The organism is Actinomadura craniellae (genome assembly GCF_003289645.1).
In the GTDB taxonomy this organism is placed as follows: Bacteria; Actinomycetota; Actinomycetes; order Streptosporangiales; family Streptosporangiaceae; genus Actinomadura_D; species Actinomadura_D craniellae.
Genome location: NZ_QLYX01000011.1, coordinates 197,603 through 214,569, shown reverse-complemented (window position 1 = coordinate 214,569; position 16,967 = coordinate 197,603). Strand labels below are relative to the sequence as shown.

18 protein-coding genes are annotated in these 16,967 nt (G+C 68.0%); 3 read left to right on the top strand and 15 right to left on the bottom strand.

Translation table 11 applies throughout. The features are described from left to right. Positions 1-71: 71 nt before the first annotated feature. Positions 72-1,304, bottom strand: a complete 1,233-nt coding sequence (locus tag DPM19_RS23320; RefSeq protein ID WP_111870128.1) for an MFS transporter — start codon at positions 1,302-1,304, stop codon at positions 72-74. Between the two features lie 80 nt (positions 1,305-1,384). Here DPM19_RS23320 and DPM19_RS23315 point away from each other — a divergent pair, with 80 nt between their 5' ends. Next, on the top strand, positions 1,385-2,308 hold the full coding sequence (locus DPM19_RS23315; RefSeq protein ID WP_111870172.1) for a LysR family transcriptional regulator: 924 nt from the start codon (positions 1,385-1,387) through the stop codon (positions 2,306-2,308). Positions 2,309-2,595: 287 nt separating this feature from the next. Here the strand turns inward: DPM19_RS23315 and DPM19_RS23310 are convergent, their stop codons facing one another. The 9 genes from DPM19_RS23310 to DPM19_RS23270 form a co-directional block, all read right to left on the bottom strand. Next, positions 2,596-4,110, bottom strand: coding sequence for a recombinase family protein (locus DPM19_RS23310; RefSeq protein ID WP_199485237.1), 1,515 nt, complete (start codon positions 4,108-4,110; stop codon positions 2,596-2,598). 89 nt (positions 4,111-4,199) lie between these two features. Beyond that, positions 4,200-4,649, bottom strand: coding sequence for a hypothetical protein (locus tag DPM19_RS23305; RefSeq protein WP_111870126.1), 450 nt, complete (start codon positions 4,647-4,649; stop codon positions 4,200-4,202). A 461-nt stretch (positions 4,650-5,110) separates the two neighbouring features. Then, complete coding sequence (locus DPM19_RS23295; protein WP_111870124.1) at positions 5,111-6,196, bottom strand: serine hydrolase domain-containing protein; 1,086 nt, start codon at positions 6,194-6,196, stop codon at positions 5,111-5,113. Further along, positions 6,196-6,624, bottom strand: coding sequence for a YybH family protein (locus DPM19_RS23290; RefSeq protein WP_111870123.1), 429 nt, complete (start codon positions 6,622-6,624; stop codon positions 6,196-6,198). Before DPM19_RS23290 ends, DPM19_RS23295 begins: the two co-directional genes overlap by 1 nt. After that, entirely contained in the window at positions 6,621-7,064 is a 444-nt protein-coding gene (locus DPM19_RS23285) for an SRPBCC domain-containing protein (protein WP_111870122.1), read from the bottom strand. Before DPM19_RS23285 ends, DPM19_RS23290 begins: the two co-directional genes overlap by 4 nt. Beyond that, positions 7,061-7,405, bottom strand: a complete 345-nt coding sequence (locus DPM19_RS23280) for an ArsR/SmtB family transcription factor (protein ID WP_111870121.1) — start codon at positions 7,403-7,405, stop codon at positions 7,061-7,063. The genes DPM19_RS23285 and DPM19_RS23280 overlap by 4 nt, the downstream gene beginning before the upstream one ends. 430 nt (positions 7,406-7,835) lie before the next feature. Next, a complete protein-coding gene (locus DPM19_RS34925) occupies positions 7,836-8,048 on the bottom strand; it encodes a hypothetical protein (protein WP_146778964.1) in 213 nt (70 codons plus the stop codon). Positions 8,049-8,360: 312 nt separating this feature from the next. Next, positions 8,361-9,293, bottom strand: coding sequence for a hypothetical protein (locus DPM19_RS23275; protein ID WP_111870120.1), 933 nt, complete (start codon positions 9,291-9,293; stop codon positions 8,361-8,363). Beyond that, on the bottom strand, positions 9,290-10,273 hold the full coding sequence (locus DPM19_RS23270; RefSeq protein ID WP_146778963.1) for an EcsC family protein: 984 nt from the start codon (positions 10,271-10,273) through the stop codon (positions 9,290-9,292). The genes DPM19_RS23275 and DPM19_RS23270 overlap by 4 nt, the downstream gene beginning before the upstream one ends. A 335-nt stretch (positions 10,274-10,608) precedes the next feature. On the opposite strand from DPM19_RS23270, the gene DPM19_RS23265 reads away from it, so the two are divergent. Further along, positions 10,609-11,781: a hypothetical protein gene (locus DPM19_RS23265; protein WP_111870118.1), complete on the top strand. Its 1,173-nt coding sequence runs from the start codon at positions 10,609-10,611 to the stop codon at positions 11,779-11,781. A gap of 288 nt (positions 11,782-12,069) precedes the next feature. Here the strand turns inward: DPM19_RS23265 and DPM19_RS23260 are convergent, their stop codons facing one another. After that, entirely contained in the window at positions 12,070-12,687 is a 618-nt protein-coding gene (locus DPM19_RS23260) for a Type 1 glutamine amidotransferase-like domain-containing protein (RefSeq protein WP_158566861.1), read from the bottom strand. Between the two features lie 278 nt (positions 12,688-12,965). Beyond that, on the bottom strand, positions 12,966-14,306 hold the full coding sequence (locus DPM19_RS23255; protein ID WP_111870116.1) for a cytochrome P450: 1,341 nt from the start codon (positions 14,304-14,306) through the stop codon (positions 12,966-12,968). 128 nt (positions 14,307-14,434) lie between these two features. Between DPM19_RS23255 and DPM19_RS23250 the strand changes: the two genes are divergently transcribed. Continuing rightward, on the top strand, positions 14,435-15,088 hold the full coding sequence (locus DPM19_RS23250) for a TetR/AcrR family transcriptional regulator (RefSeq protein ID WP_158566860.1): 654 nt from the start codon (positions 14,435-14,437) through the stop codon (positions 15,086-15,088). Between the two features lie 118 nt (positions 15,089-15,206). On the opposite strand, the gene DPM19_RS23245 is transcribed toward DPM19_RS23250, so the two are convergent. The 3 genes from DPM19_RS23245 to DPM19_RS23235 are packed head-to-tail and all read right to left on the bottom strand — an operon-like array spanning position 15,207 to position 16,815. Continuing rightward, positions 15,207-16,160: an NAD(P)-dependent alcohol dehydrogenase gene (locus DPM19_RS23245; RefSeq protein WP_111870114.1), complete on the bottom strand. Its 954-nt coding sequence runs from the start codon at positions 16,158-16,160 to the stop codon at positions 15,207-15,209. After that, positions 16,157-16,390, bottom strand: a complete 234-nt coding sequence (locus DPM19_RS23240) for a helix-turn-helix transcriptional regulator (protein ID WP_111870113.1) — start codon at positions 16,388-16,390, stop codon at positions 16,157-16,159. Before DPM19_RS23240 ends, DPM19_RS23245 begins: the two co-directional genes overlap by 4 nt. Beyond that, positions 16,384-16,815, bottom strand: coding sequence for a hypothetical protein (locus DPM19_RS23235; RefSeq protein ID WP_111870112.1), 432 nt, complete (start codon positions 16,813-16,815; stop codon positions 16,384-16,386). Before DPM19_RS23235 ends, DPM19_RS23240 begins: the two co-directional genes overlap by 7 nt. Positions 16,816-16,967 lie beyond the last annotated feature (152 nt).

Here is a 16,967-nt window from a genome sequence, read left to right as displayed (position 1 = left end):
CGACAGTGCCTCGACCACCACTCGGCTGCCCGTGTTCGCGACCGCTCCGAATACGGTGACACGCATAGTTCTCAGCTCCCTCGGCGTTCCAGCGCCCACAGCACGAACATCCCGCAGGCCAGCACTCCCCCTAGGACGCACACTGCCGTCCAGCCGCCACGCACCCACGCCACCGCGGCCAGCGCCGAACCTGCGGCGCCGCCAGCGAAGAAGGCTGTCATCAACGCGGAATTGAGCCGGTTGCGGATCTCCGGGCTCAGCGCGTAGATGACGTTCTGGTTGCTGTTGAGCACCGCCTGGTGCGCCACGTTGAGAACGATCACCCCGCCGAGGAGCCACCCAAGCGAGCCGTCGCCCGCACCGATCAGCAACCAGGACGCGGCCAGCGCGGCGCTGCCGATCCCGGTGACCCATTGCACGTAGCCGCGGTCGGCCAGTCGGCCGGCGACCGTCGTCGCCACCGTGCCCACCACACCCACCAGCCCGAGCAGCCCGATGGCCGCCTCGGACCAGCCGTACCCTGGGCCGGCGAGCAGGAAGGTCACCGCCGTCCACAGCACGTTGAACGATGCGAGCGACAGGGCGGCGATGCCGGCCCGCCACCGCAACACCGGCTCGTGGCGGAACAGCGCGATCGTCGAACGCAGCAGTGCCAGGTACGACAGCCCGAGCGGGGTGTGCAGGGGCGGCAGGAAGCGCCACAGCAGCACTGTCACCCCAGCGACGAGGATCGCGCTCACCCAGTAGACCGTCCGCCAGCCACCGAGTTCGGCGAGGCCTCCCGCGACCGTACGGGACAACAACGCGCCCAGCATCAGCCCGCTCGTCACCGTGCCGATCACCCGGCCGCGCTGCGCCGGTGCCGCGAGCGTGGCGGCGTACGGCACCACGACCTGGGCCGCCACCGAGGTCAATGCGGTGAGCGTGGTCCCGGCCAGCAGCAGGGCACCGTTGGGCGCGGTCGCCGAGACCAGCAGGAACACCGCGGTGGCCGCGTACAGCACGACGGCGAGCCTGCGGCGTTCCACCAGGTCGCCGAGCGGGACCAGCAGGATCAGGCCCAGCCCGTAACCGACCTGCGCGGCCGTCACAATCATTCCGGCCCTCGTGGTGCTGAGCTGCAGCTCCCGGCCGAGCAGGTCCAGCAGTGGCTGGGCGAAGTAGTTGTTCGCGACCGCGAGCCCCGTGGCCGCGGACATCAGGAGCAGCAGCCCGCGGCTCAGCGGCTTGCCGCCGTCCGGCTTCTCGGTGGCCTCGTGGTGCGCCGTAAGGCGCGGAGTGGCTGACCCGGCCGTGTTCGTCATGCCCTCTAGCCTCGGACAGTGACGATCAATGAGTCCAATACATACTTGTCACACCAGCGATCGTGATTCACGATGGACTCGTGGAGCTACAGCAGATGCGCTATGTGGTCGCGGTGGCGGAGACGGCGAACTTCACCCGTGCCGCCGAGCGCTGCCGGGTCGTCCAGTCCGCACTGAGTCACCAGATCGCCCGGTTGGAACGGGAGCTGGGCGCCCGGCTCTTCGACCGCACCAGCCGCCGGGTCAGGCTGACCCCCGCCGGCGAAGCGTTCCTGCCCGCCGCGCGGCAGGCTCTCGACGCCGCCGAACGGGCTCGCGCCGAGGTGGCGGCGGCCTCCGGGGAGCTTCGCGGCCGGCTCGCCATCGGCGCCATCCCCACCGTCACGGCGGTCGACCTGCCGAACGCGCTGAAGAGCTTTCACGTGCGCCATCCGCAGGTGCGCATCACGCTGCGCGTGGGGTCAAGCGACGAGCTGGCCGAACAGGTACGGCAGGGCGCGCTGGACATCGCGTTCCTCGGGCTGCCGCCGAGCGTACAGCCGAAGGGCGTCCAGGGGCGCGCCCTGGCGCGGGGTGAGCTGGTCGCGGTGGTGGCGCCTGGCCATCCGCTGGCCGACATGGCCGGCGTGGATCTGCACCGGCTGGCAAAGGAGGTGTTCGTCGACTTTCCCGCCGGTACGGCCGCGCGCGCTCAGTCGGACGAGGCGTTCGCCGCTGCCGGCGTCAGCCGTGAGGTGGCCTTCGAGATAACGAACGCCGACCTCATGGCGCGACTGGTCCGGCTGGGCCTGGGTATCGCCATGATGCCCGCCGCCTTCGCGCCCGAACTCCGCGACGTGCAGGCCGTCGAGCTCAGTGATCCACCCACCCGGGTAGAGCACCTGATCTGGAGCCGCCTGCGCCCCTCACCGGCCGCCGCCGCGTTCCTAGGTGTCCTGGACATACGGGAAGATCAACTGCCCGAGGGACAAAGGCCGCACGATCGCTCAGCTCTTGAGGGGTAGATCGGGCATCAAGCCGGCCATGCGCGGTCGGGTGCAATCCCCAGGGGCGCGAACCAACCGCACATGTCGACGGGCAGGCATATGCGCTGCTAGACAGCGGGCACGAACGGCAGCACGTCGGCGATGGTAACGGCGTTTGGGGTTTCGGTTTTCGGACACAAAAGTTGTACATATCCGGATGTTTCCGGGCAGGGTCGATCGTCACCCGAGGTCAGCTCCGGCTGAACTCGGGTGTTTGCTTTTCGCGGGTGCGCCTCGCCTCCTCTCACCTAGTGCGTCGTGGTGATTTAACTGGTCTGGCGGTCGACGATGACCCGTGTCGCTCCAGGGAGGTCGGCTCCCAGGGAGCGGGCCTGCGGGTCGTAGACGAGTTCGATGTGGCGGACGCGGAGCCATCCGATGATGTCCTCAATACCGGGCATTGGTGCCTCCGACAGGTCGGCCGGATCTGCGGCCAGGAGCAGGTACAGGGCCGGTAGGCGGGCGAGGAGATGGCCCTCGCGCACATAGAGGTTCTTCGGCCGCCCATCCGGTCGGGAGGCGCTGGTGTGGCCGTGGCGGCGACGGTAGGCGGCCCGGTCGTTGGACCAGCAGGACTCCAGCCGCCGCTCGCACAAACCGCAGCGCAGCAGGCCGGCCAGGAGATAGCGACGGCCGGGATGGCCTCGGCGGGTGCGGAGGTCCTGGACGGCGACGAAATCAGCTTCGCTGACCAGAGCCTCGTGAGCAGGGTGGGCGGAGATCGCCCAGTCCTCGGGCAGGCTCCAGCGCTGCACCTGGCGGTGGCCCAGACCGGTGTTGCCCGGGTCGATCAGGTCGTGGGCGGCGGGCTGGCGGTTCCCTACCTCGCGGCCGGTGTAGCGGGGGTTGGTCAGGATCGACCGGACCGTGGTCACCGTCCACCTCTCGCCGGAGCGGTGCGGGTTGCGCGCTGGATCGGCCGCGGACGGGCAGGGGACCTGCATGTCGTTGAGTGCGCGGGTGATCCGGGCCAGGCTCTTCCCCGCCAGCCGCTGGGCGAACATCCATCGCACGATCGGCGCGGTCTGCGGGTCCGGTTCCAGTCGATGTGCCCGGCGTCCCCACGCTGCATGAGCCCGGTTCGGGTGCGGGCCGGCATCGGCCAGCCGATACCCGTATGGCGGACGACCGCCCTGATAGCGGCCCTGGGCTCTCACCTGGGCGGCCATGGCGGTCATCACCCGCATCCTGGTCCGGGTGATCTCCCGCTTCGATTGCACGCCCAGCGAGACCATCAACTGTTCGTGGCCCTCGGCCTGGAAATCGACCCGGCCTCCCGCCTCCGGCAACCACAACTGAACCCCGTAATGCTCGAACAGCGGAGCCATCAGATCGAACTGGCCGCCGTAGAACGCCCGCTCGTACTCCCCCACCACGATCGCGTCGAACGCCCGATCGGGATCGGCCATCGCCAACACCAACGCCGCCGCCCGAGTACGCCGCGCCCATGGCAGCACCCGGCTCTCCCCCACATCGAAGAACTCCGCCACGATCCGCCCGAGCCCCGCCACCAGCGTCTCGGCCTGACCACGCTGGCGCACCCGGGACGTCACGGGGTCCTGGTAGTCCTCCGTCGAGACCCGACCGTAGAACGCGAACCGCAACCCGCCTCGCCCGCGCAACGGCGCCGGCCGACTCCTCGAACGCTCCACCCACCCCAGCAGCCCACCACCCGCACTCACCTCAGGCAGCACCACGACTTCTCCTTTCGGAGCAAAAGCACCCACCTTCAAGATGACCAGAACAGAAGAAACAAATTCGGTAAAATCACGAAGTTCCACCCATGTCACCACCACGCCACATGGACAACCTGCCATAAATCGCCACATAGATGGTCATATCAATTTTGCGCGTCGCGTCAACGTTTCGGTCACTGCAACTCTTCCTTGGGCAGCGTCATCAAGGTGGCGGTGAAGGCGATGGCGAGTAGGCCGAGTCCGAGCACGGACGGATTGACATAGGCGGGGATGACCGCCTCGATGGTGCGGCCATCGCTGGTGCGGCAACCGAAGTGGAGCGGGATGAACGACGGCTCGTAACCGGTCAGCCGGCCACCGACGGCGGCGCGGCATTCCTGGGCCAGCGCGTAGTCGTCGAGGAGGAACAGGTGCAGAGTTCCCCAGGTGTACATGCCGACCGTCGCGGCCCAGGCCAGGCTGGCCGCGGCCTTGACCATCGGCCTGTCACCCTTCGTCCGGCACGCGCGGATGAGCAGCAACACTCCGTACAGCACCAGGAAACCGGTGGCGATGACGCCGAACCCGATCACCAACAGCAAAACGACGGGATTGTGCGTCGCGTAGGGTTCATCGCCGGACACTGTTCTCCCTAGGCTCAATTCTGTGAGATCGAATTACATTTCTCCATCACATAGTATGGGCCCAGCTGTTTGCGCACTTCGGCGAAAGTGGGCTCAGCGGGTCCTTGATAGCGTCGGAGAACCTGGTAAATCTCGGTGTCGGTGTAGTTTAGACTCGGCCGTCGTAGGGCCGGTGACATGCCTCTCGTCTCGTACATCGTGATCACGAGTTCCCAGGCTGCCTATTTTCGTTTGCAGGAACCGGCCATGCCGGCGACCTGCTCATCAGAGAGAAATTCAAAGGGCATAACCCCAGAACGTACGGGCCCTCACCAGGGCAAACCCGCCCTATCACCGAAACGAAGATCGGCTCCCTACCGCTGATTTCTGCACTCAGCTTCCTTGCGGGCCGTACACGACCACCGACACCGACCTGGCGAACCCATGCGGTCACAGCGCCGGCTCGGCCCCGCACGGCTGCATCAGGCTGGCGGGCCGAGCTCGGCGGTGACCATGTCCGAGAGGCGTTGCGCGGTGGCGAAGTCGGGGGTGAGGCGGTTTTTGGTGACTGCGAACGACGTTCCCGTGGTGGGGTTGGCGTAGGCGTAGCTGCCCCCTCCGCCGGGCCAGCCGAATATGGTCGGCGCCTCGTCCGATGGGGCGCCGACGCGACCAAGCGGGTAGCCCATGGCCAGCCGTGCGGGGTTGCCGGAGACCTGGTCGGTTCCCTCGAAGGCGACCTCCGACAGCTCCGCCAGCTGGTCCGCGGCGATCAGCCGGCCGTCCAGGATCGCCGCGTACACGGTCGCGATCCCCCGTGCGGTGAAGATGCCCACTGACGGGACGTCGGCCTGGAGGAAGTCGGGGCTGTTGCCCATCGACGCCCGGGGTTGCCGTTCCCACGGCGCCAGGATGCGGTCGTGCTCGGCCGGTTCGGCCGGATGCGGCTCGGCGTCCTCCAGCCGGGCGATCCGGGCGAGCTCGGTCGGGGGCACGCCGAAGTACAGCTCACCGGCGATCCCGAGGGGCACGGCGACCCAGTCGTGCAACAGCCGCCGCACCGGCTGCCCGGTGACCCGGCGCGCGATCTCGCCGACCAGGAAGCCGAAGGTGAAGGAGTGGTAGCCGGTCCGGGTGCCGGGTGGCCACCGCGGTTCCGCCCCGGCGATCGCCGCGCAGGCCCGGGGCCAGTCGGTCAGGTCGGTGAGGCCGAGTCCGCCGGGCATCGCCGGCACTCCCACCGTGTGCGTCAGCATCTGCCGCAGGGTCGCGGTCTCCTTGCCGTGCGCCCCGAACTCCGGCCACACCTCCGCCACCGGCGTGTCGTAGCCGATCAGGCCGTTCCTGACCAGCAGGTGGGCGATCAACGCGGCCACGCCCTTGGCGGTAGAGAAGCTGAAGAACAAGGTCTGCGAGGTCACCGGCCGTCCGGTCGTGCCGTCGGCAACGCCGGCGACGACGTCGACGACCCGATGGCCCCGGTGGTGGACGGCGACCTGCAGGCCGGTCTCGGCCCCGGTGGCGACCAGTTCGTCCAGGACGCCCTGGACCCGGTGCTGGAGGGTCATCAGAGCTCACCGCGCAGCACGGCGTGGCCGGTGTCGGCGTCGAAGGGCACCGACGCGTGCTCGTGAACGATCGTCCAGGCGCCGCCCTGCCGGCGGAGGCAGCTCGTCGCGCGCACCCACATGCCGACCTCGGTACCATCCCGCATCGTGCCGCTGATCCGGACCAGGAAGTGGCAGAACGCGAGATCGGCTCCGGCGGTGATTTCCAGGTCGCGGATCTCGTGCCCGATCCCGGTGCGGTACAACGCGATCCACCTCTCCAACCGGCCGGTCGGGTCCTCACCGCAGCGGACGAACGGGCCGACCACGTCGTACAGCACGAGGTCGTCGTCGTAGTCGGCGGCCGCGGTCGCGGCGTCCCGGCGGCCAAGCGCCCGGGTGCGGGTCTTCAGCAGCTCGCGGATCTGCCGGTCGCTGTCCGCCATCATCGCCGGGCCACCTGACAGCCGAGGGCGTCCAGCCAGTTGCCCGTGCCCTGCTCGCGCCACTCGGGCTGTTCCCGGTCGTCCAGGAAGGTGCCCTGTTCGGTGAGCACCAGGCGGGTCCCATCGCCGTCGCGGGCGAACCGCACGGTGGTCAGCGACACGGTCGACAGAATCCCGTCGGTGAACAGGGACGTGGTGTAGACGATGCGCTCGTCGGCGACGATGTCGTGGTATTCGCTCCTCGCGACGAGGTCGACCCCGTCGTCGCCGTGCACGGCCTCGGTGCCGCCGACCCGGAAGTCCAGCGAGTAGCGGCCGTCCTCGGCCGCGAACCACTTCGCCTTCGTGTCGCGGTCGGACCAGGCCGCAAAGACCTCGGCGGGCGAGACGGCGTAGGTCCGCTCCAGTGTGAACGTGCTGTGTTTCACCGAGTGGTCGGTCATGATCCTTGCTCCTTCGTCTGGTCATCGAGGACTGCGCCAAGGCGGTCCAGGCGGTGCTCCCACGCCGTGCGCTGGCGCTGCAACCACGCCTCTGCGTTGCGGAGGCCGGCCGGATCGATCTGGCAGGTGCGAACCCGCCCGACCTTCTCCGACCGCACCAGCTCGCTGTCCTGCAGCACCCGGAGGTGCTGGACCGTCGCGGCGACGGTCACCCCGAGCTGGGCCGCCAGCTCGCTCACGGTGGCCGGGCCGCGGGTCAGGCGCTCGATCACCGCCCGCCGGTTCGCGTCCGCAAGCGCGTGGAACACCCGGTCCGCCGCCCCCACCTCATGCTTAAGCATGCACTTAACTTTAATCGCCGGGCGCACAAAGTCAAGTAGAGACTTAAGTTTCTGGTCCATCCGGTGCCCGCCGCAGCCGGCGCGGCCGCCACCCGCGCTGAGCTTCTGTCGGCCCTGCGCACGCGGGCATGCTCCCTCAGCGATCCCGTACGCGCTCTCCCATGCCTGGTTGGCCCCGTGCGTACGGGTGCTCCCTACTCCCGGGTGATGCCGTCCGGCTTGCCTCTGCCGGGGTCCTCGCCCGGCTCGCGCAGCGGCGGCCTGGCCCGCACGCGGGGATACCCCTCCCGGCCACCACACCGCCCCCGCCTATGGCACGAGCCCGTGTTGCGTCACTTCACCGTGACCGACCATTTGCGATCAGCGCAGACAGTGCCCATCAAGCTCCGACGCCGCCGCAACCGATCAGCCGACCGCCAACCGGTACACGTCACCGATCGGGCACCACGTCGGCCATGTGCGGTCGGGTGCGCTCGCCCTCGGACACGTACCGTTCCCCCATGGTGGTGATCATGGGGTGGTGGCCAGCCGAACCGGATCGAGGTTCATTTCGGTCCGGATTTCGTGTTTCCGGGGTCATAAATTCGGTGTGCTGAATCGTGATCGGTCGATGCGCAATCTCCCACCGCCCCAGCAGCACCATGTGGGTTCATCTCCGTGTGCCGGTGAGCAGGCGCCGGATCAAGATGATCGCCGCCTTCCAGATGCCGGCTGCGGGTGCAAGGCCCCTTGCTGTGGTGGTGGGGGATGCCGCGTAACCAGCACTCGTGCTGATGAGCGGATATCAGAGAGCGTCGATGGTCGAGAGCAGCGGGATCGTCATGGGCACATGGTGGTCGGCACATGCGATCCGCAGTCGATGCTCTGTCTGCTACCGCGAGCGGGTGCGTTCTCTTCCTCGCCGCGGCAGGAGTGGATTCCCCTCGAAGTAGGAGTCCCTGCTGAGGACGACGATCTACCGGAGGCCGGGCATCATTGACCTGAGATCGATCACTTCGATGTTCGCGGCTGTGGTGAACTCGGAGACCGTCATGGTCTCGGTCAGTCCCGGCGCGTCTCGGATTCGAAGTGGGCCCTTCGACAGCGTCTTGACCGCGTTGCGCTTGCTTGTCGTGAGGAAGGCGACCGGCAGCTCGCCAATGACGAAGACCTGGCGTCGCCGATCGGTCGCGTCGAGAGACAGCCCGACAACGTCGGCGAACAGTCCGCGCTGGCGCGTGCCGTCGTGGCCTTTCCACGACGAGAGCTTGAACTCGGCGACTCGATGGGTGGTCTCCAAGTCGAATACGCGTCCGGGGTCGTTGCCTGCACCGAGCGATGGCCGCTTCGTGACCACCTCGTCGTCCTCGAGAATCATCGCCAGCGCCTGAGTGATGACGGCGGCATGGATCAGTGTGTCGAGCATTCCCACCCGCTCACGCACAACGAGCGCGGCGTCAACCAGGTCCTCGTCGAATCCGGTGGTCTGGACGAGATCAGCGGCGGCCGCTTTGCCGATCCCGTCCAGCTTCGCCTCCAGCACTGCGAGCGTCGGTGTCAGGGCGTTCGACGCGAGGAAGAGGTCCAGCCGGCGAAAGGCTTCGAGTGCATCCTCGCCAGTGTGTGGTGTCATTGGGCTTGGGACAACCTGCTGCGGGACCTGCGGGATCTTGCCCGGAATCGAGCTTGTCGCGAATCCTAGGCGCTGAAAGACGCGCAGCGCGAAGTGGCTGATGAAGGGCTCGTCGGTCAGACCAGTGGCGACCCGAAAGGCTTGCTTCGGTGGCCAACGCCGGCCGTCGATCTCGACCCAATGAGTACGAATCGGCTCAGGCAGGTTCGGCCGGACCCGGGCCCGCACGGTAGCGGCATCGAGTTCGACGATCCGGCCGTTGAGAACGAAGTTCATTCGCCATCGTCCCAGTGTCGGAGGTTCTCGGGTAGAGGCAGCCCGTACTTCTCGGCCAGATAGAGGGTCTGGGCGTAGAGGCGAGCCTGATGCACGATGTCGCCAAGGACGTATGCGTTGGTACCTGCTCCGGCGAACACGGCAACCACCGGCATGGCTTTCGTGACTTTTTCGACTGGAACCGCGCGCCCGTTCGCGAACTGTTTCATGAGTTTCTCGACCGCTGCCATCATCTTGTGGTCGTCTCGCAACTTCTGGCTCCATCGCACCCGGTCCTTGGCGGCGTTGAACGCCGCGCCGGCCTTCCGAGCGGCCTCGGCCTTCGGTGCTTGGTTTCGGTAGGCGCGCATGACCATTCGATCGACAAGGTGGCTCATCTCGTCGTCGGTCACATCAAAGCCGTAGGCGTAACAGACGCGCGTCGCGACGGCCGTGCTCAGCACATGCATCGCCACCATGTCCAGGGTGATGGCTGCGAGGCCGCCCGCATACGGGACCATCGCGAGCACACCCATTGCTCCACCTTGAAGCGCCCCGCTTGTGCGCCACTTCAGGGCCATCGTCCGGGTGAAGTCGTCGAGATGTTTGAGGTCGAGCTCCTTGAGATCCTCCAGCTTCGCAACGTCGCGTCCCGCTGCCCGGTGATGCTCTAACACCTTCTCGGGATCCATGAGCTCAGTCGTCCAGTCGGTCACGAGTTCGAGCAGGTGAACTGCTCCCTGGACGGCAGGGGTCAGTGCCGCATCGGTCACCTTCTCCATGCCGTCCTTGATGACCGGAGGCGTTACATTCGAGACAGCCTTGCCGGCCTTCCGGGCGGCATCCTTGACTTGGTCACCGGCTTCACCGAGCGCGGCTCGGGCCTTCGGGGGGAGCAGTTGGCGGCGCTCGGCCTTCTTCGCCCAGTGTCGCTGCAGATCCCCCCAACGCCGCTCCTCGTATGGGGACATCGCGCGGACTTCCTCGGGAATTTCATTCACACCTGCAAAGGCTAGGCGAGAGAGCCGACATTAATCGCCGGTTCGGGCATCACCGCTCGATTTCCCGGGCGAGGTCGGCTCGGGAGAAGGCGTCGGCGTGGTTGGGTAGACGCATCGGTCTGCCAGGTGGCGGAAATCGCCTTACGAATCATTGATCAGGTCACCCTGGACACCCCGCTCCACGGACGTGCGGAGTTGAGTGTGCTGGAGTGGCTCCCCGATGGGGCCGTTCGTAGGGTGAGCGGGTGATTGATACCGATCATGTTCGGTTGGGGCGGATCGAGCGCAAGCTCGCGGTGGCGCGTGCCAGGCCCCTGCCAGCGAATGCCTTCGGTGTGGAAGCGCATGGGTTCGAGCTGGGGGCGCCGCTGCCCGAGGCCGTGGTGGCCGAGTTCGAGGAACGGCACGAGGTGACGCTTCCCCCGGCGTATCGGCTGTTCATCACCGAGCTGGGCAACGACGGTGCCGGGCCGGGCGTCGGGTTGTGCAACCTCAGCAAAGCTTGCCCTGCGCACTGCCGGTCGCCGCACCTGGCCCGGCCGAGTACCTACGTACCCGGACCGCGTTACCTCGACGACTGGGAGCAACGCTACGAGGACCCGCCTGACCCGCGTCGGATCTTCCTGCCGGGCACGCTGGAGATCGCCCATCACGGCTGCACCCTCGTCACCCGGTTGGTCGTGACAGGACCGGCGCGAGGACGGTTGCTCAACCTCGACTGCGACGGGTCGCTCGGCCCGTACGTGGTCGAGGACCCCGACTTCCTGGCCTGGTACGAGCGGTGGCTGGACGAGGCCCTCGCCGGTTACGACATCGGCTGGTTCGGCGAGCAACTCCCGCTACAGGAGCCCGAGCTGGTCGCCGCACTCACCGATGATCCCTCCCCGGAGCGGCGGTCTCGCGCCGGGAAATCGCTGCTGCAGCTACCGGCCCTCGGTGACAACGCCTGGGACGTACTACTCGACGCCATGACCACCGACGCGGACCCCACCGTACGCGCCGAGTTGTGGGACCTGCTGAGATGGAAAAGACACCGGCACCCGCGTCTGCTGGACAACGCCGAAGCGATCGCGGACGAGGTCGCGCGGTACGCCAGGTCATGCACCCCAACGGGAATCACGGCACTCAACATCCTGCGCAGGCTCACCTTCACCGACGTGCTCCCGGAACTGGCGAGCCCCGATCTCGAACGGCGCCGCAGGGCGGCCTACCAGCTGGCCTGGCCCTGGGGGTTCATCGAAAGAGACCTCCCGCAGGATCTGCTCAACGAGGTGACCAGTGCACTCCTGGGGGACGCGGACGCGCTCCTCCGTTCGCACGGCGTCGCCGTCGTCCACCAGTTCGGCCTGACCCGCCTTCGCCCCTTGCTGCGCGAACTGCACAAGACCGAAACCGACCCCTGGGTCCGGCACCGCCTCGGCTGGGACCCGTCCGAGCAACCGAACCCTGTCTGGGACGACCACCTGGCCTCAGCAGCGTGGAACGCAACGGACGACCCCCCGTTCTGAGGCACGCATCCCCAACGTCGGCGCTGAACTCGGCGCGCAGAGAATACGCCCTGACAAAGTCACAGAGGGTCACCTGCGCACACGGATCGCCGTCGCGCCACAGGATCGCAAGTTCATGAAGAAAGCTGGCGGGCAGAGCCGGCCGACGCCGGACACCATGACATTGCGCTCTCCTCTTCGGTCAGGGTGCAGGACGACCATGACCAGGTCGTCCAGGTGCGGTGCGGGGCAGGGTTGGCACGGCGATCGGTCGTGAGCAGGTAGACCTCGCCAGGGCGGTGAGCCGGTTCACGGGGAAGGCTGGATCTCCCAGCCTGCGCCGGTGACGGCGATGGCCTGGTCGTCATTGATCGAGATCATGGGCCATGGCAGGTCGGGCCGGTCGGCCTGCCGGTCGTGCCGTGCGGCGCGTCCCCGGTTGCGGTGGGCCAGCACGACGAACGGCACCAGACCGAGCCCGGCGGTGGAAACGGGCGCTCCCGGATCCTCCTCGTCCTGGAAGGTTCGCAGGTCCGGGCCGGCCAGAGCCGCCCCGGCCGAGAACCCGACGTAGGCCAGGGCACCCTCGCGGACCGCCGATACGGCGAGACGATCGAATCCGCTGCGCCGGACATGCTCCAGCAGGAACATGGCGTAGCCGCCGGCGACGAAAACGACCTGTGCCCGCCCCAGCACTTGCCGGACGTCCTGGTACGCGGCGCCTTCCAGATCCAGGCGATCGACCGCCAGGCCTTCGGCCTCCAGCAGGTCGGCCGCGGCCTGAAGGTAGGGGGCCGACGGGAGAGGGTTGGCCGCCGTGGGGACCAGCACCACCCGGCGTGGCGTAACGGGCAGCGAGGCCAGCCACGAAGGCAGCGCCCCCAACCCTGCAGATCCCAGGAACAGTCGCTGGGGTCCGGGCGTCACGCGCCGAGTCTGCCAGCCGGAGTCTCCGTGGTGTGGCGGTCGGTGCCCTGGCCTTCCGCGCCAGATTGCAGAGGGCCAGTTGACCACGAAGCCGGCGCTGGCGCGGCTGCCCGAGGTCCGCCAGCCGTGGTTGCGGGAGATCTACGACCGCGTGCAAGACTTCTCGCACGCTTCCCCGTTCTAGGTCGTTGATCGGATGCGACCGCCCTCGGACACAAAGGCTGTACATATCCGGATGCTTCCGGGCAGGGTTGGCTGCTCTGCTGCGCCCGTTCCGGTCATACGCCTTCTGTCAAGCCAGGGATCGCGGACGGAGTGGGAGGGGTGAAGGTGCAGGGCAGACGCTTGTATCCGTTGATGAAGCCGGACATGAGCCGGTCGGGCTCCCCTGCGGTGATATCGGGCAGGCGGGTGAACAGCTCACGGAACATCACAGTGATCTCTCGCCGCGCCAGATTGGCGCCCAGGCAGAAGTGCGGGCCGGGGCCACCGAACCCGGCGTGCGGATTCGCTGGACGCGTGATGTCGAAGCGCTCGGGTTCGGTGAAGACCGACTCGTCACGATTGGCGGACCAGTAGAACAGCGTCACCCTGTCGCCCTTGCGGAAGGTGTGACCGTTCATCTCGTAGTCGCGGGTCAGGTTACGGCGCATGAAGATGACCGGGCTGCTGTAGCGCACGATCTCCTCGATGGCCCCTGCGATGCGCCCGTCGAAATCGGCCAGCAACAGTTCGCGCTGCTCGGGGTGATCGGTGAACAGCTTCAGGCCGTGCGCGATCGCGTTACGGGTGGTCTCGTTCCCGGCCACCACCAGCAGCAGGAAGAACGTGGCGAACTCGCGCGGGGTCAGGCGCTCACCATCGACGTTGGCGTTCACCAGCGCCGAGGTCAGGTCACGGGTGGGGGTGGCCCTGCGCTCCCGGCCGAGCCGGGCCGCCAGCCGGTGCAGCCGCCATCCCGCCGACGCCACCGTGCCCAGCATGCGAAGCGTGCCGAGCCGGCCCAGCTTCGGGGTACCGCCGCTGTACTCCACGGTGGCGCCCACGTACTCGGGGTCGCTGTAGCCGACGATGATGTTGGTCAGATTCACCACCCGCTGATGGTGCCGCGCGGGGATGCCCAACATGTCACAGATGACCTCGACCGGCAGCCGTGCCGCGGCCCGGGACACGAAGTCGCCGCCCCCGGCCTCGACCAGTTCGTCCACGATCCGGGCGGCCCGCCGCACGATGTCGTCTTCGGCCTTGGCGAGCATTTTCGGGCTGAACGCCCGGGAGACGATCCGGCGGATCTTGGCGTGCCGCGGATCGTCCATGTCGATCATCGAGTTGAAGTACTTGTCCATCCAGCGCGGCATGTCGGCCGGGCTGGTGGCGCTGGGCTCGCTGCTGAACACCTCCGGGTGGCGGCTGGCCTCCAGCACGTCGGCATGACGGACCAGGGCCCAGGATCCCGGGCTCTGCCCCAGGAAGGGAAGCTTGGGCAGTGTGAAGAACACCGGGCCCGGCTGGGCGCGCAGCACCGCGAACGCCCGTGCCCGTTCCTCCAGTGGCCGAGCCCAGAACCGCAGATCGCTCAGGTCGATGTCCGCCAGCGTCAACGGTGGGGGGTTCTCCATGGCCACCGGACCTCACGCTCCCGTCTCACCTCGACCAAGATTTCTGGTGAACCGACACACCAGAAATTCTGGTGTGTACCGTCTCCAGATTTGTGGGCGAAGTCAAGGGATGCGGCACAATCGGGGCTGTGACGCCGCAGACCCCTCACGCACGCCCCTACCGCGGCGTGCCCGCCGATCAGCGTCGGGCCCGCCGCCGCGCTGCGCTGCTGGCGGCGGGGCTGCAACTACTGGGCACCCAGGGGTGGACGGCCACGACCGTACGGCGGGTGTGCGCCGAGGCCAGGCTCAACGACCGCTACTTCTACGAGAACTTCCCGGACCGGGACGCACTGCTTCTGGCGATCATCGATGACCAGGTCGCCCAGGGCACCGCCGTGATCCTGTCCGCCGCCCGCGAGGCCCCCCGCCACCCACAGGCCCGTACCCGCGCGGTGGTGACCGCCGTGTTCGATTTCCTGACCACGGATCCGCGCCGCGCCCACATCCTCACTCACGCGTTTCCCCTGTCGCCCCTGCTCCAGGAGCGACGAGTCGAAATCATCCGGACCATGGCCGCGATCTTCGCCGCCCAGACTCACGAGACCCTGGACCAGGTCACCCTCTCCGACACCGACCTGGAACTGACCGGTCTGACCCTCACGGCCGGTCTGTGGGAACTGTTCACCACCTGGTTCCGCGGCGATCTGGACATCGATCGCGACCGCCTCATCGACTACACCGTCGCCCTGCTCCTGACCACCACCGAACTGGCCGCGCCTCTTCACCACCGGCTCCGCTGACAAGACAGCCGTTGCCCGACCGAGCGTCCGGGACTACGGGCGCGTCCGGCATCGGCCGCGCGACGCCCGAGACAGCGACATCGACGTGGAGGTCCTGGGTGGCCTCGGCACCCCTGGATCAGTCGACCGTGATGACGAGCTTTCCGGGTGCGTTGCCCGCTGCCAGGTCGCCCACCGCGGTGGGGGCTTCTGCCAGGGGGTACGTGCGTCCGACGGCCGGGCGCACGGACCCGGCCTCGATGAGGTCGCGCAGCGCGTCCAGGTCGGCGGTGCGGGTCAGCACGATCAGTGCGTCCAGGCGGTGGCGGGTGAACGGGGTGATCAGCCGGGCGGCCAGGGGGCGGCCGAGGCCGCCGAACCACCGGCCGCCGCCCTCGCCGCCGACGAGGGCGAGCCGGCCGCGCTCGGTGAGCAGCCCGCGCAGCTGGGTCAGCGGCCGGATGCCCGCGATGTCGATGATCAGGTCGTATGTCCCGGTGAGCGGCTCGCGCGTGTAGTCGATGACGGCCTGGGCGCCCAGCGACCGGACGAGGTCGGCCTTGGCCGTGCTGCACACGCCGGTGACGTGGGCGCCGCCGGCGGCCGCGAGTTGCGTCGCGAAGCTGCCCACTCCGCCGCCGGCGCCGATGACCAGCACCTTCTCGCCGGCGGTGACCTGGCCGACGGCCCGCAGCGCGGTCACCCCTGACACGGGTACGGCCGCCGCTTCGGTGAAGCTCAGGTTGGCGGGCTTGCGGGCGAGCTTGCCCGGGCGGGCGAGCGCGAACTGCGCGTACGTGCCGGTCGCCGCGCCGTACACCTCGTCGCCGGGGCGGAACGCGGTCACTTTGGTGCCGACGGACTCCACGACGCCGGCCACGTCCATGCCCGGCACCCGGTTGCGGGGGCGGCGCAGGCCGAAGCCGAGGCGGCCGATGAGCGGCAGCCCGGTCATGATGTGCCACACGCCGTAGTCGACGCCGGCCGCGTGCACCCGGATCAGCACGTCGCCGGCACCGGGCGTCGGGGTCGGGACCTCGCCGAGGCTCAGCACGTGCGGCGGGCCGTACTCGTCCTGGACGATCGCTTTCATGAGGGGTCTCCTTCGGTGTCGGGGTACTGGAAGACGTCGTCGAGTCCGACCCGGAACACCCGGGCGATGCGGAACGCCATCTCCAGCGAGGGGGAGTAGCGGCCCTGTTCGATCGCGATGATGGTCTGGCGGGTGACGCCGACCCGGTCGGCCAGCTCGGCCTGGGTCATCTCGTCGTGCGCGAACCGGAGGGCCCGGATCACGTTGGTGACCTGCGTCGGCTTCACCACGTCTGGAAGCCGCCCTGGCGGTACGCCATGATCTTGGCGAACGAGCTGAGCACCGCGGACAGCACGAACGCCAGGTAGACGGCGTTGGCGATCCAGAAGTGGTGCAGCTCGGCGATGGCCATGATCAGTACGGCGAGCGCGCCGATGACGACGACCGACTGGCCGATGCGCTCACTGACATGGTTGATCTCACGGTCGCGCTCGTCGGTGCGGTCGGCGCCGTGGCCGCCCGCGATGGCCATCGCGATGTGGGCCACGATCGCGGTGACGATGGCGCCACCGATGGTCCACAGCAGGGCTCCCGCGTAGGCGACGTCGGCGAGCGGGGCGTCGCCGGCCCGGCTCAGGACGGTCGCCACGTAGATCGCGTACGCGCCGACGGTGACCACGATCATCACCCAGGCGCGTTTCTCCTCGAAGGCCATGGCCGCTCCTCATGTAAAACAAAGCTGACATCAACCAATGTAAAGAGCACCGGACACCGTGTCAAAGTTTTTTTACATGATCGGCGACGTCACGGCGCCCGGCGCGGCGGCTGAAGATCTGTGCGCCCAGACATGAGGACGTGTCCTGGGTG